General features: G+C 54.2%; 13 protein-coding genes. 5 read left to right on the top strand and 8 right to left on the bottom strand.

Annotated features, from left to right (window positions below):
- The first annotated feature begins 174 nt into the window (after positions 1-174).
- From L2725_RS20630 to L2725_RS20610, 5 genes are all read left to right on the top strand, one after another.
- Complete coding sequence (locus L2725_RS20630; protein ID WP_249250693.1) at positions 175-3,267, top strand: efflux RND transporter permease subunit; 3,093 nt, start codon at positions 175-177, stop codon at positions 3,265-3,267.
- Positions 3,264-4,367 (top strand): efflux RND transporter periplasmic adaptor subunit, encoded by a 1,104-nt coding sequence (locus L2725_RS20625; protein ID WP_249250692.1) that lies wholly within the window; start codon positions 3,264-3,266, stop codon positions 4,365-4,367. The genes L2725_RS20630 and L2725_RS20625 overlap by 4 nt, the downstream gene beginning before the upstream one ends.
- 112 nt (positions 4,368-4,479) lie before the next feature.
- Positions 4,480-5,724 carry a molybdopterin molybdotransferase MoeA gene (gene moeA / locus L2725_RS20620; RefSeq protein ID WP_249250691.1) on the top strand — a complete coding sequence of 415 codons (1,245 nt, stop codon included), beginning with the start codon at positions 4,480-4,482 and terminating at the stop codon, positions 5,722-5,724.
- Between the two features lie 49 nt (positions 5,725-5,773).
- Complete coding sequence (gene moeB / locus L2725_RS20615; RefSeq protein WP_249250690.1) at positions 5,774-6,535, top strand: molybdopterin-synthase adenylyltransferase MoeB; 762 nt, start codon at positions 5,774-5,776, stop codon at positions 6,533-6,535.
- 147 nt (positions 6,536-6,682) lie between these two features.
- A complete protein-coding gene (locus L2725_RS20610) occupies positions 6,683-6,838 on the top strand; it encodes a DUF2256 domain-containing protein (protein WP_249250689.1) in 156 nt (51 codons plus the stop codon).
- Here the strand turns inward: L2725_RS20610 and L2725_RS20605 are convergent.
- The 8 genes from L2725_RS20605 to L2725_RS20570 all read right to left on the bottom strand — a co-directional run bounded on the left by L2725_RS20605 (position 6,835) and on the right by L2725_RS20570 (position 15,070).
- Positions 6,835-8,382: a cryptochrome/photolyase family protein gene (locus tag L2725_RS20605; protein ID WP_249250688.1), complete on the bottom strand. Its 1,548-nt coding sequence runs from the start codon at positions 8,380-8,382 to the stop codon at positions 6,835-6,837. The two genes, L2725_RS20610 and L2725_RS20605, sit on opposite strands and share 4 nt — an antisense overlap.
- Positions 8,379-9,872: an FAD-binding domain-containing protein gene (locus L2725_RS20600; protein ID WP_249250687.1), complete on the bottom strand. Its 1,494-nt coding sequence runs from the start codon at positions 9,870-9,872 to the stop codon at positions 8,379-8,381. The genes L2725_RS20605 and L2725_RS20600 overlap by 4 nt, the downstream gene beginning before the upstream one ends.
- Entirely contained in the window at positions 9,866-11,170 is a 1,305-nt protein-coding gene (locus tag L2725_RS20595) for a DASH family cryptochrome (RefSeq protein WP_249250686.1), read from the bottom strand. Before L2725_RS20595 ends, L2725_RS20600 begins: the two co-directional genes overlap by 7 nt.
- Positions 11,171-11,255: 85 nt before the next feature.
- The gene (locus L2725_RS20590; RefSeq protein ID WP_249250684.1) at positions 11,256-11,939 is read right to left on the bottom strand and encodes a TIGR01621 family pseudouridine synthase; all 684 of its coding nucleotides are present in this window, start codon (positions 11,937-11,939) and stop codon (positions 11,256-11,258) included.
- A gap of 2 nt (positions 11,940-11,941) precedes the next feature.
- Positions 11,942-13,204, bottom strand: a complete 1,263-nt coding sequence (locus L2725_RS20585; RefSeq protein ID WP_249250727.1) for a sensor histidine kinase — start codon at positions 13,202-13,204, stop codon at positions 11,942-11,944.
- 49 nt (positions 13,205-13,253) lie between these two features.
- Positions 13,254-13,931: a response regulator transcription factor gene (locus L2725_RS20580; RefSeq protein WP_115139143.1), complete on the bottom strand. Its 678-nt coding sequence runs from the start codon at positions 13,929-13,931 to the stop codon at positions 13,254-13,256.
- A gap of 59 nt (positions 13,932-13,990) precedes the next feature.
- Positions 13,991-14,512 carry a PepSY domain-containing protein gene (locus L2725_RS20575; protein ID WP_249250682.1) on the bottom strand — a complete coding sequence of 174 codons (522 nt, stop codon included), beginning with the start codon at positions 14,510-14,512 and terminating at the stop codon, positions 13,991-13,993.
- Between the two features lie 174 nt (positions 14,513-14,686).
- Complete coding sequence (locus L2725_RS20570; protein WP_249250681.1) at positions 14,687-15,070, bottom strand: NirD/YgiW/YdeI family stress tolerance protein; 384 nt, start codon at positions 15,068-15,070, stop codon at positions 14,687-14,689.
- Between the last annotated feature and the right edge of the window lie 33 nt (positions 15,071-15,103).

Raw genomic sequence — 15,103 nt, 5'->3', positions numbered from 1 at the left:
CCTCCACATTGTCGGGAAGGGCCTGATTAAAAGCAATGAATTAAATCATAAATTACCCTCAAATGTGCACTTGAATCACTTGCTTGTGTTACATTTGCTAACCATAAGTTACACATGGAATTGTGAACGGCCGATAGGATTATCTGGCTCGGAAGGCGACAAGGACGCACAGCAATGAACCTTACCCAAACCAGTACCCGAAATCCGGCTGCCACTCTGGTTGCCCTGTTGTTGATCCTGATCTTCGGTGCCCTGGCCATTGCCAAACTTCCCATCCAGCTGCTACCCGATATCAGCCAACCGCAAATTTCCGTCTTCAATAACTGGCGCAGTGCAGCGCCTCAGGAGATGGAATCCAATATTATCGAGCCTCAGGAAAACGTGCTGCGTCAGGTCCCCGGCGTGGTAGAGATGAACGCCAATATTGGCCAGGGATTCGGCTCCATTACCCTCACCTTTGAAGTGGGCAGCGATATGCAGGCGGCGATGATCAATGTCATCAACGCCCTCAATCAAACCCCACCCCGTCCGCTGGATGCAGGCGAGCCCTTCATCAATGTTGGTGGCGGTAACGGCGGTACCCCCAACCTGGCCTCACTGCTGATTTATACCCTGCCGGACAACCCGGAAACCGATGTCGCCCGCTATCAAAAGCTGTTTGATGATTTGGTGGAGCCGAGACTGAGACAAATTACCGGTGTCGGTGCTGTGCAGATGCAAAGCCGACGCCCCAAAGAACTGCATATTGAGTTTGACCCTTACCGGGCCGCCGCACTGGGTATCACACTCGACCAGCTGCGCAGCACTATCTCTCGGGCGGCGGATATTTCCGGTGGTACTGCCAAGGTGGGCAGGCGCGAATACACAGTGCGTTTTGTGGGTAAATACACCCCGGAAAATCTGGGCAGCCTGATCGTCACTTACAACGATGGCCGCCCCGTCTATCTGAATGAACTGGCGGATGTCACCGTCACCACCTCGGAGCAAAGAGGCTTTACCAAGCGTAACGGTTACCCGGCTTACTACATCACTGTGGAAGGAACCTTCGATGCCAATACGGTCGCCGTACTGGATGATGTAAATCTGGCTATTGCAGAACTGAATGAGCAGGTGCTGAATCCCAAAGGCCTGACCATGGAGCTCTCCTTCGACGCATCCATCCATATCAAGCGGGCTATTCTGCTGGTTAAGGGGAATCTGGGCATAGGCGTGTTGTTGGCTATGTTGATCCTCTATGCCTTCCTGCGTAATGTGCAGGCCACCCTGATTATCGCTTCTACCATTCCCGTTGCCTTGCTGATCGCCTTTATGGTGCTGGATGCCATGGGCAGAACTCTGAATGTTATCTCGCTGGCGGGCCTGGCTTTTGCCGTCGGTCTGGTGCTGGATGCAGCCATCATAGTGCAGGAAAACATAGTGCGGCTGCGACAACAGGGAATGGCCGCCATGGACGCCATACTCCAGGGCACAGCGCAGGTAAAAGGTGCCCTGCTGGCATCCACAGCCACTACAGTCGCCATCTTCCTGCCAGTACTCTTTATGCCGGGCGTTGAAGGACAGCTGTTTTCAGACCTGGCATTAACCCTGTCGGTGGCAGTGGTTTCCTCCTTCTTCAGCGCGATTACCATCATTCCTGTATTCAATCAGCTATGGCTCAAGCTGCCTCAGCACACAGAAATTCACAGTCTGTGGAACAGACTCACAGCGCTGATCCGCTCGTTAACCAACAGCAGGGCCAAAGCATCAGCCTGGTGCGCCGCGTTGATTTTGGGGACCTCTGCCATTGCCATACTCTTGATGCCCAGACCGGACTTTCTGCCCCAGGCCAGATCAGACGGTATCTTTACCTTCTTCTCGCTGCCTCCCGGCGCCAATATTGAAACCATGAACCGGGAGTTGGGTACCCTGATTGTCGACCGGCTCAAGCCATACTATGACAAACAGCAACAGCCCTATATCAAGGGCTATAACTTCTCTGTGTTCGGCGCCTTCAATGTGTTGTTTATCTATCCTGAAGACCCGGCCCGCATTGATGAGATGATCCAACACCTGAGGGAAAAGATTCTGGTGGATCTGCCCGACACTCAAGCCTTCCCCAGCCGGGGATCACTGCTGCAATTTGGCTTTAATGGCGGCCGCTCCATCAATATCGATCTGCAGGGGCCGGATATGGAAGCCCTGATGCAGGTCGCCGCCACCAGCATGGGAATGATCAATGAAGCTTTGCCCGGTGCCACAGTGCGCCCGCTGCCGGGGTTGTCGCTGGCCCAGCCTGAGCTGCAACTGGTTCCGGATGAACGTCGTCTGGCCCAGGCCGGTGTCGACAGAACCCAGATAGCCAATGCAATTCGCGCCTATACCTCAGGTCTGTTTGTGGGGGAGTACTTCGACGGTAATGAACGTATGGATGTGCTGCTCAAGGGGCCGGAATGGGATGTACCTGAGCAACTGGCTGCCACGCCGGTATTCACCCGTTCGGCCGGGATCCAGACTGTAGGCGAACTCGCGCAGATACGCAGAACCGTGGGACCAACCCAACTGCAGCGGGTGAACGGCAAGCGTGCGGTATCTCTGCTGGTGTTCCCACCTGAAGATATGTCAATGGACGAAGCCATGGAGGTCCTCCAGTCAGGTACTCTGGATGCCATACGCGCCAGCCTGCCCGACGATGCCTCACTGGCATTCCGCGGCACGGCCGACAGACTGAATCAGACCATCACAGATATGGGCACCAACTTCCTGCTGGCGGTGATTATTCTGTTCCTGCTGATGGCAGCTTTGTTCAAGTCTCCCAAAGACAGTGTGCTGGTATTGCTGTCTATGCCTATGGCGGTATGTGGCGGGGTGATCAGCCTGCAGCTGCTCAATCTCATCAGTTTCCAGAGCCTGGATCTGCTGACCATGATTGGCTTTATCATTCTGATGGGATTGGTGGTTAATAACGCCATTCTGCTGGTTGACCAAACCCGTCAGGGCAGCCGCGATGGCCTGTCATTGGATGACGCCATTTATCAGGCTGTCGCCACCCGCGCACGTCCCGTCTACATGAGTACCCTGACCTCCATTTTTGGCATGCTGCCGCTGGTACTGGTACCTGGCGTTGGCAGCGAGATCTACCGGGGTCTGGCCGCGGTGATTGTTGGCGGTATGACCTTCAGCGCCCTGTTTACCCTGATCCTGATGCCCAGCCTGCTGCAATTGGCCGGAGCGGCAAAGTCCCAACACTTATCCCATACTCAGCAGATGAACCCAGAGGTAAGTCAATGAACAGCAAACTCACTGCATCACTGCTGACCGCAGTTTTACTGATAAGCCCACTTATCTCCGGCGCTTTGATGGCGGCAGACACCCCTGCCCGGCTGGTAGCCGTAGCCGAAGTGGAAAATCGTCCCCTGTCTCCCAAGATTATGGTGATCGGGTCAGTGCACAGCCGCAACAGCGCCGAACTGACCGCTGGCGTAAGTGGCAAGCTGGAATGGGTGCAGGAAGCCGGCACCAGAGTGAATGCGGGAGATATTGTCGCCAGGCTCGAGCAAACCCGGCTTAAACTGCAACTGGCTGAACAGCAGGCGATGACCAAACGAGAGCAGATCACACTCAATAAATTAAAACGCAACTACAGTCGACTGCAGAGTCTGGAGAACAGTCACGGCGTCACCCAAACCGAGCTGGATGATGCCAAAGCCGAACTGGAATTGGCCCACAACAATCTGGAGCTGGCACAAATCAAAACTGACCTGATTGCCGACTCATTGGCCCGCACTGAGCTGAAGGCCCCTTTTGCCGGTATCGTGACTCAAAGATTGCACCAGGCCGGGGAAGATATAGGTCCCTCCGAGTCAGTTGTCGCCATCACAGATCCGGACAATCTGGAGATACGCCTGCACGCACCGCTGAAACACAGCCGCAGAGTGAAGGCCAATGACGAGCTGAGGATCTACCACGCCGAAGGGGAATTTACCGCCCGCATCCGCAGTCTGATCCCGGTCTCGGATGTACGCTCCCAAACCTTTGAAGCCAGACTGGACCTGCCATTGGAGATGCAGGAGCTGTTCAGTGTCGGCGAACTTGTGTCTTTAGCCCTGCCGGTTGCCCCTGCAAGGCTTACTACCCTGGTCCCCAGAGATGCCATAGTGCTGCGCTCAGCCGGTGCAAGTGTATTCCGTATCAATGCCGACAACACCGCCGAAAAAATTGATGTAGCCCTCGGAGATGGCGAAGGTAAATGGATTGCGGTGGAAGGCGGGCTGAAAGAGGGCGATAAAGTGGTGATCCGCGGCGCCGAAACCCTGCAGGATGGCCAGCAGGTGAAGCTGGATTCGGCACCAACCGGCGGAGTATCCAATATCGGCTCCAACGCCACCTGACCCAAAGGCTAATCCTTGATGGTTTTTGCCTCAGGGATCATATAGTCATCCTGCACGGCCGTGGCATAATAGCGGCCACCAGCCTATCGCGAAACCTATGCAGGGAGTTCATATGCAAGCCAAGCAAGATCCATGTAGCCATCCGGGACTGATGCATCCGGATCAAGCCATTCCCAAACTGCTTGATCAGGTACAGCCAACCGCTGACACAGAAGTCGTCCAGCTCAATCAGGCTATGGGTCGTATTCTGGCTGAAGATCTGGCCTCCATGCTTGATCTGCCTCCTTTCGATAACTCCTCTATGGATGGTTATGCTTTCCGTTTGGCAGATCTGCAACAAAGCAGCACCCTGAAACTGGCGGGCTACTCCTTTGCCGGTCACCCCTATGAGGGCGAATATCAGCAGGGCACTTGTATCCGCATTATGACAGGTGCGCCATTGCCAGCCTGTTATGACACAGTGCAGATGCAGGAGAAAACTCAGGCCGATGGCGAGCTGATCACCATTGAAGCCCCGGATGCCACAGGCGCCAATGTGCGTGGCCGCGGCGAAGAGCTGAAAGCCGGTGACAAGGTGTTGGTAAAAGGGATCCGAATCGGTGCCGCCGAAATGGGCGTACTGGCAACCATAGGCCAGAGCCAGGTGCGGGTATACCGTCAACTGACAGTCGCTTTCTTCTCTACCGGAGATGAACTGCGTCCAGTGGGCAGCGATCTGGCACCGGGTCAGATCTACGACTCCAACCGCTACTCGATTCTGGGCCTGCTGCAAAAAGCCGGTGTTAACTGGCTGGATCTGGGTGTGATTGCCGATGATCCGGAAGCGATTCGCGCTGCCTTTCTGGAAGCCTCCTGCAATGCCGATATGGTGCTGACCTCAGGTGGTGTATCTGTGGGTGATGCCGACTACACCAAACAAATTCTGGATGAAGAGGGCGAAATCACCTTCTGGAAGATGGCCATCAAGCCGGGCAAACCTTTTGCCTTCGGTAAGCTGGGTGACGCTGTTTTCTGTGGCCTGCCGGGTAACCCAGTGTCCTCCATGGTGACCTTCTATAAAATCGTGATGCCACTGCTGCAAAAAATGCAGGGCCTGCCGCCTCAACCCAGCCTGAGCGTGAAAGCTACCCTGACCAGCCCTATCCGCAAACATCCGGGTCGGGTTGAGTACCAACGCGCCATTCTCAGCCGTAACGCTCAGGGCGAGCTTGAAGTGTGCACCACTGGCTCTCAGGGGTCAGGCATGCTGACCTCCATGAGTCTGGCCAACAGCTTTATCGTGATGCCACAGATGCAGGGTGATACCCCGGCTGGCACCCTGGTGGATGTCGAGCCGTTCAACGAAATTCTCAGTTAATCATTAGCGAAAGGTGTCGACCCAGGTCGGCGCCTTGCAGGAACTCCCAATGAGTGAGCACCCACAAGAGCTGTTGTCTGATGCCGAGATGCTCAGATACAGCCGACAAATCTCTATCCGCGCCATGGATATCGATGGCCAGGAAAAACTTAAACTGGCCAGGGTACTGATTATCGGTGCCGGTGGTCTGGGCTGTGCTGCCAGCCAGTATCTGGCAGTGGCCGGTATTGGTCAGATGACACTGGTGGACTTTGATACCGTGGAGATCTCCAATCTCCAGCGTCAGGTACTGCACCAGGATGCCAATGTAGGCCAGCCCAAGGTAGAGTCAGCCATGCAAAGCCTGACCGCTCTCAATCCCCATATCCAGATTGATACCATCAACGCGGTACTGGATGACCCAGAGATCGATGAGCTGGTCGGTAAGCACACTCTGGTACTGGACTGCACAGACAATGTGATGGTGCGCGAGCAGCTCAACAGCGCTTGCTTTAAGCACAAGGTACCTTTGGTCTCCGCCGCAGCCATCCGCATGGAAGGCACAGTCACTGTATTCGACTACAGCGAAGACGCACCTTGCTACCACTGCTTCAGCGCCTTGTTTGGCGAGCAGCAGCTATCCTGCGTGGAGTCGGGCATTCTGGCCCCAGTTGTAGGTATGATCGGCTGCCTGCAGGCCACAGAGGCCATTAAGGTACTAACAGGTATGGGTCAAAGTCTGGCGGGTCGCATGTTGATGGTGGATGCCATGACTATGGAGTTTAGAGAGATGAAACTCCCCAAGCAGCCGGGCTGTAAAGTCTGCGGCTGAGTTTCACTGACTCATCCGGATAAATAAAAGCAGTGGCTCGCCAGAGCCGCTGCTTTTTTATTTCGGTGTCAACTTCTACCTCGGGGCTGATCATGCCCCTTTGCTTATGCGTATAACACACTGATTATTAGACACTAGAAATCAGATATGCACCGCAAACTCAAGCTACCGGAAAAGATCTGCCCGGTTTGTCAGAGGCCGTTTCGCTGGCGTCGTAAATGGCGCAACCACTGGGACCAGGTGATCTACTGCTCCAAACGTTGTCGGGGAAACAGGTCAGACGCCATCAAGTCACAGGATTAAAGCTCAACCTTGCCCTGTTTGATTGCACTGGCTCTGGCCAGAGTCGCCTGCTGCTCGCCCTCATCCATCCTGTCCCAGTTACGGTAGATCATGCCGATCCTGGGATTACGGTTGAACTTCTCTCTGTGCTGCACCATAAAGGCCCAGTAAAGACTGTTGAATGGGCAGGCATCCTCACTGCTGCGGGCTTTGACATTAAAGCTGCAGCCGCTGCAGTAGTCGCTCATTCGATTGATATAACTGCCGCTGGCCGCATAGGGTTTGGTAGCAATCAGGCCGCCGTCGGCAAACAGCGCCATGCCCCGGGTGTTGGGCATCTCCACCCACTCAATGGCGTCCATATAAATACCCAGATACCAGGCATCCACCTGCGTGGGGTCTGCGCCCCAAAGCAGACTGAAATTACCGGTCACCATTAATCGCTGGATATGATGGGCATAAGCGGTTTGCAGACTTTGCCCGATAGCGGCAGCCATACACTGCATACGGGTATCGCCATTCCAGAAAAACTCAGGCAATGCTGCTCCGGCCTGAAGATGATTGGCATCGGCATAGTCGGGCATATTGCGCCAGTAGATGCCTCTGACATACTCACGCCACCCCAGTATCTGGCGAACAAAACCCTCAACAGAGGCTATATCCGCATCACCACTGTGCCAGGCAGCCAGCGCCTGATGCAGTACCTCAGTGGGGTGCAGCATCTTGGTGTTCAGCGCAAATGACAAACGCGAGTGATACAGACTCCAGCTGTGGGGGGAGTCAGCTGTCATGGCATCCTGAAAACGGCCAAACAGCGGCAGGCAGTGACGGATAAAATACTGCAGCAACTCTCTGGATTGGGCGCGACTGACAGGCCACAGCAGCCGGGGTTCGGCCTTGCCCATGGTGCTTACCCCATGTCGTTCAAGCCGCTGCAGAATAGCGCTGACATCATTGTCAAAGCATAAGGGCTCAGGAATTTGCCCGATATCCGCCGGTTTCAGCTTGTGGCGATTATCGGCATCAAAATTCCAGCGGCCACCTTCAGGCTTATCATCGGTCATCAAAATTCCGGTCTGCCTGCGCATCTGCCGATAGAAGCTCTCCATCAACACATGCTTGCCTTTGGCGAAGCGGGACTCTATTTGTTCAAACGGCAGCAAAAAGTGCTCGGTATCGGCGCAATCAGAACTTATACCCTGCTCCGCCAACCGGCTTTGTAACTGCCCCAGCTGTTGTTGAAGCCGATATTCATCAGGCCTCTGATACTCAAAGTGAGTCACCTGCTGCTCCCGGCAAATCCGTTCAATCAGAGCAGGCAGATCCCTGTCCTGGGCAGTATCATCCAGGGTCAGGTGCATCACCTTGTGTCCGGCTTGCTTGAGGGCGTCGGCAAATCCGGCCATGGCGGCAAAGAAGCCACAAACCTTTTGCACGTGATGGCGCACATAGTGGGTTTCCTGATGCAGCTCGGCGATCAAATAGAGACAATTGTCATCCCTGTGTTGATACCATGAATGCGCAGCGTTGAGCTGATCACCCAGGATCAATCTGAGTACTTTCATGCCTGCGATCCTGCTTTCAACGCTTGTCTGGTGTGGCGGGTCAGAATACGACCCTTTTCACGTCTGACAGCAGGTCTGGCGCGCCAACTCCACAAAAGCTCTCTTGCTCTGGAGCCGGTGTGCTCAATATCCACAATCCGCTGCGGATAATCCCGGCCAGGACTGAATCCATACATACCCGCTTCCAGTGGAGCCAACTCCCAGGGTGTATGAATAAGCTCATTGGGCAAACTGGCCAATTCCGGCAGCCACTGCCGAATAAAGTCACCTCTGGGATCCTGCTCCCTGGATTGCTTCACCGGATTATAGATACGTATGGTGTTGGCGCCGGTAACGCCTGCCTGCATCTGAAACTGGGGGTAATGAATGCCGGGTTCGAAATCGAGAAACAGTCGCGCCAGATGATGTACCCCCTCGCGCCAGTCCAGCAGCAGATGGTGACACAGAAAGCTCACCAACATGGCCCGCATACGAAAATTGATATAACCAGTTTGCTCAAGGCAGCGCATACTGGCGTCCACCAGCGGGTAGCCTGTCATGCCCTGCTGCCAGGCCAGCAAACCCTGCTTGTCCTGACGCCATGGGAACCGCCGGTAACCGGCATTAACGCTTTGCCATTCCATTGAGGTTTCACTTTCAAACTTCTGTACAAAGTGGCAATGCCAGTGCAAACGTGAAGACAATGCCTTAAGTGCCATACGCCAGCCGGGTTCAGACCAGTGAGCCAGCAGTTGTTGGTACACCTGCCGCAGACTCAGGTTTCCCCAGGCGAGATAGGGAGACAGGCGACTGCAGGTCTCACGGCTGATGGTTGGACTGGATATGCCCTTGTGATAACCCTGCCCTCTTGACTCAAAAAAACTGTCCAACGTCTGCCAGGCCGCATCAACGCCTCCCTGCTGCATGCCGTTGGGCTGCTCAAGCCAGGCATCGTCCGGCTTAAAGTCTGTGGGAAAGGTAACAAATCTGCCCCGGTCCAGTTCAGGCGTCTGCTGCGGCGCCCTCATTGTCTGCTGCCAGTGGCTATTCCAGCCCTCCCGGTTGGCAGCGCCACGAACAACGGCGCCGCAAGGGAACTCATGCCACAACACGCTATGTTGATGACACCAGTCAGCCACCGCTTTGTCTCTTTCCCAGGTCTGATTCAGACCTGTTTCCTGGTGACTGTAGAGGCGACGAATGGCAAAACTCTGGCCAAGCCTGTCGAGTACTGACAGTAATTCATCTCTGAACACCGCCAAACCCGCATCCATCAACCGTAGATGACTCTGCAAATTCACCAGAGATTGCCAAATAAAGCGCCAGTGGCGTTGGCTGTAATGGGGATTAGCAATCAAGCTGGGCTCGAAGCTGTAAAACACCAGAACAGGAAAACCTGAGTCGATGGCCGCCTTAAGTGGTGCATGGTCTTCCAACCGCAGATCCCGCTTTAACCATACCAGTGCAACCGGGGGCCTGTGCTCGCACCTCAACTTGTCATTTTTCAGCATGGCCAGTCCACCGCGTCAGTATGATCCAACTGATCATCTGCTTTATCCCCTCGCCACAGGCGCACAAACTCACCTGCCGGGTCATGCTTTGCGGTTTGCCAGGCAAGATCAAAGTGTTTTGGCTGCTGACCGCCAAACGCTCCGGCTATGTACTGCCAGTTGCCCCAGTTCACAGGGAGATCGAAATCCACCAGCTGCTGCTGGAAGTAACCGGCACCGGCACGCCAATCTATACCCATTTCATGGATCAGGGCGCTGGCCACCAGCTGACGACCGCGGTTGCTCATATAGCCGGTTTGGTTAAGCTGATTCATGCAGGCATTCACCACAGGCCAGGGCGTATTGCCTTCACACCATTTGCGGAATCTCTCCGGGTAGAAACAGCCAGCCAGTCCTTTGCCTGATCGGCCTTTTTGCAAAAACAGAGCTTTGGGGAAAAAATGTCCGTACCAATGAAAGTATTCACGCCACAAGAGTTCCATCGCTATCCACTCAGTTGAGGCATTGCCGCCCCAGCGACTTTCATAATCTCTCAGCTGATGCCACACCTGTCGCACACTTAAACAGCCCGATGCCAGCCAGGGTGACAGCTTGGTGGACTGATACCAACCATCCAGTCTGTCTCTGGTCTCTTTGAAACTCTGCGCATGACCACTGGCCAGATAAGCCTGCCAGTTGGCCATTCCCTGGGACTCGCCGCCGATATAACCTGAGCTCACTGTGGCAGTCAGCTCAGGTAGTTCCGGGGTTAACCTCACTTTGGAAATAGCTGAAGGCCAGTGCCCGGAGCTGAGTATCGGCTCCGATACCTTCAACTTGCTGTCGGCGAGTTTTCTGAATTTGCTAAAGCTGCGGGGAAAGTCGAGGTGATTAAATGGCAGCAATGCGTGCTGAAACAGGGTGTCAGTATCCAACTGGACGATCTCAAGGCCGCCACACTGCTGTTGCAGGACTTTAAGTCTGCGTCGCTCCCAATATCCCTGAGGACGGGAGCAAAAGAGTTTGTCTGCCCGGCAGGCCCGAACCAATTGCACCATCCCTGTCAGCCAGTCACCTGTCACCAGCTCAAGGTGATGACCGGGGTAACTCAGGCTCTGCTGCAGATGATGAAGGCTCTCCAGCAAAAACCTGCGTCTGTGCTTACCCAGCATCAGATTGCCAAACCTGTCACCCTGGTTGTTGTCGGGCAAATAGGCGACCAACTGCAACTGACCCGCCTGCAGGCAGGCCTGCATCAGCGCATAGTTATCCGACAGTCGCAAGTCCTGGTCAAACAGATAGAGTATTCGGCTGGCCACCTTGTCTCCGGAATTGGTTATTGGTCTCCAGAAGTACGCAGCGGCAGGGGCGAATGATCAGTAAAAGCGGTGACTGAAACCCAGATTATTTGCCCGGTTTGGCTTTTGGCCAGGGCTGCTGGGAGGCGGGTGACCAGGCAGCCATTTGTGCCTTCACGCCGTCCAGCTCAAATGCAGCCCCCTGAAGCGGCTCTGCGCAGAATTGATAATCCAGCCCCTGATAGTTGAACTCCAACTGCCAGGCATGCAGATAACAACGGTCTGAGGCTTCACCACCATACAAGGCATCCCCCAGGATTGGGCATCCAAGACTGGCCAGCGCGACCCGAAGCTGATGGGTTTTGCCACTCAAGGGCTTAAGCAGATACAGGCGCATGCCTTCATCAACCGACTGCGAGAAAAACTGAGTCACAGCGGGATTTGCCGTACTGCGCAGCAGCTTGTATTGGCTACGGCGGGATTTCGCCATATCACCAATCACCCAACCCTGTTTCTTTTTGGGCTTACCTTTGGCCAGAGCCAGATAGTACTTCTGTACCTTATGGGCGCTGAACAGCTCAGTAAAACGTGCTGCCGCCTGGGAAGATTTGGCCAGGATGATCAGGCCTGAGGTAGGTGTATCCAGCCGGTGGACCGGATAGAGTTTAATATTCAGATCCAGCTCAACCCGGGCAACCACCCCGGCTTCGCCATCCTGACTGTGAAAATGCACATCGGCCGACTTACTGATCACCAGGAAGTCGGCCTCGTCTTGAATTATTTGGTACAAAATTAGGTCCGGAACGTGACAGTCACCATCAACCCGGGATGATTGTCACTGAGCTCAATCCGGGCCTGATGGCGGGATAATATCGCTTTTACCATGGACAGGCCAAGACCGGTACCCGCGTGGTGGCGGCTGGGGTCCAAACGCACCAGGCGTTCAAACACCCTGTCTTTATCCAACTCGGGAATTCCCGGGCCATTATCACTGATGCGGATGACCGCACCTTCCTGTTCAATGCGGATTACTGAGCCGTCACCTGAATACTTGATGGCATTGTCGATCAGGTTATACAGAGCCATAAACAGCAAGCTCTTATCACCTGTGATCTGACAGTCAGTGCCCGTAGTCAGCGACAGCTGTTGATCCTGCATCTCAGCCACTGCAGAGGCCATCTCTTCCAGGTCACGGCAAAGATCCACCAAGCTCACCTGTTGCAGCTCCAGCTTCTGTTGCCCCTCTTCGATGCGGGTCAACGACAGCATGGCGTTGAAGGTTGCCAGACACATATCCAGCTCCTCAATCAACACGGCACAGTTCTCCGGTACCTCTTCGGCTGGCTTGTTGGCCAGCTCCTCAATGCCGATTCGGATATGGCTCAGGGGCGTTCGCAGATCATGGGCGATATTGTCAGTTACCCCACGCACCGCATCCAGATTGTTCTGCAGCGTATCCAGCACCCGGTTGAACTGGGTAGCCAGCATATCAAACTCGTCAGGATGTTCGGATGTGGGGAAACGGGTATCGTAATGCCCCTGCTCAATGCGTCGGCTCAGCTTGCTATATCTCACCATACGGCCCAGTAAGGCCTTGGAGAACAGGTAGCCTGCCGCCAGCGTGAGCAAAATCGTCACCATCATGGCCGTCGCCGCAGCACTGATGAACTTATCGATCAAGGTCGCCAGCTGATCGGTACGGCTTGCCAGCAGCACAGGACCATAACGGGTATGCACCAGTCCACCGGTGAAGATATGCAACTTCTCCGGGCCACCGGTCAGAATCGGGAACTCTTTGGTTTCCGGCAGATAGGGCATATCCGTCGGCATAAAACTGAGAGCCCCCTCCAGCTGGTTGTCGTGCTGCCATACCACCAACATGGTTTTGGGGTCGGCAGTTCGCACCTGGGCAGCAAATGCCTGCCTGCCAGAGGTCAGCGCCAGCTGCTGGTATTGAATGCGCTCAGACTCCAGGTGGATCTCCACCTGGTGCTGCTGCTCCAGAATCAGCTCGCGGTACATGGCGAATAACAGTGCCCCGATGATAAGGGTCACCAGGGTGGTAAAGATAATGGTTATTCGCCAGGCACTGCTTTGAAGCGGCTTAAAAACGTTGACGGAGCCGATAACCTGCACCTCTTACCGTTTCAATCAACTCACCATATCCCAGCTCCTCAAACTTGCGTCTCAGCTTGGCGATATGTACGTCGATAACATTGGTGCGCGGGTCAAAGTGATAGTCCCACACAGCCTCAAACAGCAGGGTACGGCTGATCACCTGATTGGCATGTTCCATCAGGTATTTTAATAATTGGAATTCTTTAGGTTGCAGGATCAGTTCCTGACCACCCAGAGTGACATTGCGGGTCAGCAATTCCATCTCCAGTGGACCCACCTTAATGGCGGTTTGTACTGGTTTGGACTGGCCGCGTTGCATCAGTTTCTCAGCACGAACCAGCAGCTCAGAAAAGGCAAAGGGCTTGGTCATATAGTCGTCGCCACCGGCACGCAGGCCTTTGACGCGCTCATCGACATGGCTTAGAGCAGACAGGATAAGTACCGGTGTTTCATTTCCGGTTGCGCGCAGTGCGGCCAACACCTTAAGGCCGTCAAGCTGAGGCAGCATCCGGTCGAGAATCATCAGGTCATAGTGGCCACTGGTTGCCAGCAGCAGGCCCTGATGGCCATCACTGGCCGTTTCGATATTGTATCCCTGCTCGGAAAATCCCTTGACGATATAGTCAATGGTTGTGGCGTCATCTTCCACCAACAAAACTTTCATTATATCTCCTTATGCCCGGTACTCCGGGAAAGAGACCAGGCGAAACAGGATAGTCGGATTCAACTCCAGGTCAGCAGCGGCAGTGGTTTTTGTTGGTCGATGTCGAACGCGAGCTTGACCTTGCCATCTGCATTGAGCAGTTCAAGTTCAAGGTAATTGATCCCGAGGTCTCGATCCAGCTGTGCTTCGACCACAAACGCCTGATGCGTCTGCATTGCCTGGTTTATCAGTTGAGAAAAGGTTTGATTGTGCTCAAGAATTTTTGCTGCAGCCTGAAGTTCATTTTTATCTTCAGAAGTCAGATTTCCTGTTTGTCGGCGCAGCAACTGGCCATCGCGGGCGCGATACACCAATTCTGTCATGCTTTTATCTTTGGGATTGATCACATCAATCTCATAGGTCAGCACACCGTCATCCAGCTCTGTGCTGAACTCGGCGATCACTCCGGGGAATTGGCGTTCGACGTCCTGCATCAGTTTGATTGGCGCAACATGCTGCACCTGAGACAGATGCTGCCACAGGTCAGATTCGGCGAAAGCAACGCCGGAAATCAGCATTAAACCAAGCAAGAGGCGCGACACTTTATTCTCCAGATTCAACAAACTAAGTAAATTGCAGCGACTTCAATCTAACATAGATGAAGCCGGGGAAATGCGGCATAAGCCAGACAATCCCCAAATATGCAAAACCGATCTCACTTTGCCCCGGGCTGAAGCAGGTTCAGCAGGCAAAGCGGAGATCAGTTTAAGGATAGATTACTTGTGATCTGCCACAGTCTCTGTGGCGGGCGTATCGTTCAGCAGATTGATAACGTCAATTTCCACTTCCTGACCGTTCCAGTCACTATCGACTTCACCCACAAGTACAACCGGGGTGTTTTCATCAATATGAATGTTGCGCAGCAGGTCATCATCAATTTCAATCACCACAACACCGGATTCATCCTGGAACTGGTACTTCTCGTCACCCAGGCTCTTGATGATTTTTCCGGTCAGTTGGGTTTTAGCGCCGTCTTTGGCGTCTTTAACCGCGCTGGCAGTGGTGATCTGGGCGTCAATACCCGGACCTGTATAGGCAGCCATGGCGCTGGCTGAAACCAGAGAAGCCATTAGCAAAATGGCAGCAGCTTTGTTACTCATAGCGAATACCCTCATATTTTTTGGGATATCTTA

The organism is Shewanella corallii (assembly GCF_023349125.1).
In the GTDB taxonomy this organism is placed as follows: Bacteria; Pseudomonadota; Gammaproteobacteria; order Enterobacterales; family Shewanellaceae; genus Shewanella; species Shewanella corallii.
This window is presented reverse-complemented; position numbering and strand designations above follow the sequence as displayed.

Bases quoted from the DNA above. Each gene is read 5' to 3' on its own strand.
- L2725_RS20630 (WP_249250693.1), top strand. From the start codon at position 175: ATGAACCTTACCCAAACCAGTACCCGAAATCCGGCTGCCACTCTGGTT.
- L2725_RS20600 (WP_249250687.1), bottom strand. From the start codon at position 9,872: ATGCTGAAAAATGACAAGTTGAGGTGCGAGCACAGGCCCCCGGTTGCA.
- L2725_RS20605 (WP_249250688.1), bottom strand. From the start codon at position 8,382: ATGAAAGTACTCAGATTGATCCTGGGTGATCAGCTCAACGCTGCGCAT.
- L2725_RS20580 (WP_115139143.1), bottom strand. From the start codon at position 13,931: ATGAAAGTTTTGTTGGTGGAAGATGACGCCACAACCATTGACTATATC.
- L2725_RS20610 (WP_249250689.1), top strand. From the start codon at position 6,683: ATGCACCGCAAACTCAAGCTACCGGAAAAGATCTGCCCGGTTTGTCAG.
- L2725_RS20625 (WP_249250692.1), top strand. From the start codon at position 3,264: ATGAACAGCAAACTCACTGCATCACTGCTGACCGCAGTTTTACTGATA.
- moeB (WP_249250690.1), top strand. From the start codon at position 5,774: ATGAGTGAGCACCCACAAGAGCTGTTGTCTGATGCCGAGATGCTCAGA.
- moeA (WP_249250691.1), top strand. From the start codon at position 4,480: ATGCAAGCCAAGCAAGATCCATGTAGCCATCCGGGACTGATGCATCCG.
- L2725_RS20570 (WP_249250681.1), bottom strand. From the start codon at position 15,070: ATGAGTAACAAAGCTGCTGCCATTTTGCTAATGGCTTCTCTGGTTTCA.